The sequence below is a fragment of the Caulobacter sp. 05T431 genome (assembly GCF_056665975.1).
On sequence record NZ_JBFTKU010000054.1, the window covers coordinates 1 to 785 of the forward strand.

The window sequence follows — 785 nt, forward strand, 5'->3', positions numbered from 1 at the left end:
GGTTGAGGCCACGGATGCTGGGAATATCCATCCCGCAAACCCATACGCCGTCGGTAGCTAGTTCCAGCACCGCCAAGACTTCTTCCCCAAGTCCCGGCGACGTATCCAAAATGACATAGGGGAATTCCAGCGAGAGCTGGTTGATCAGAGTGATCACATGCGCGGGCTTGATGAGGTCAGCTTCCGCCGGCCGCCGCGGCGCACACATGGCATAGGCCCCAGACGGATGCCGGCTAAGAAAGGCCTTCAGAACCATGGCGTCACTCGACGCTGCGCCGGTCACTGCGTCATTGATCGTATATTGGGGCTCCAGACCCAGCCCCGAGGCTACGTCGCCGAATTGAAGGTCGAGATCGACAATAACCGCCCCCATGGGTGCCAGCTTGGCCAGTCCGACGGCCAGGTTGGTGGCAACGGTGGTCTTACSCACCCCTCCCTTAGGGGACATTACGGAGATCACCCGCCCGCGGACGCGTTTCTGGATTGCCTCCTCGGAGGCAATCTGCTTGCGATTCCTGGACGTTTCGGCAGCGTGTTCCAACGCTGCCCGCATCCGTCCAGCCTCCGTATCCGGTGGCAGGACATCTCGGATGCCGGATCGCATGGCGGCCAGCGTGRGCTCTGGTGCCGCCATTGCCACCAGCACCAGCACAATGTCCGGGAAACCGAGCTCGAGGCCTGCCGCCATGACGAGCATCTTTTCTGTCCTGATGTCGGGGCCAAATACCAGTACATCGACGGCCCCGCCCAGGTTTCGAGCCAGCAGCTGGCCCGGGCTGCCGCCC

General features: G+C 62.3%; 1 protein-coding gene. It reads right to left on the reverse strand.

What is annotated here, in order from left to right; all coding sequences use genetic code 11:
• Positions 1 to 785, reverse strand: a 785-nt coding sequence (locus AC1U89_RS24475) for a CpaE/TadZ family protein (RefSeq protein ID WP_479902208.1), incomplete at both ends; no start/stop codon positions are given.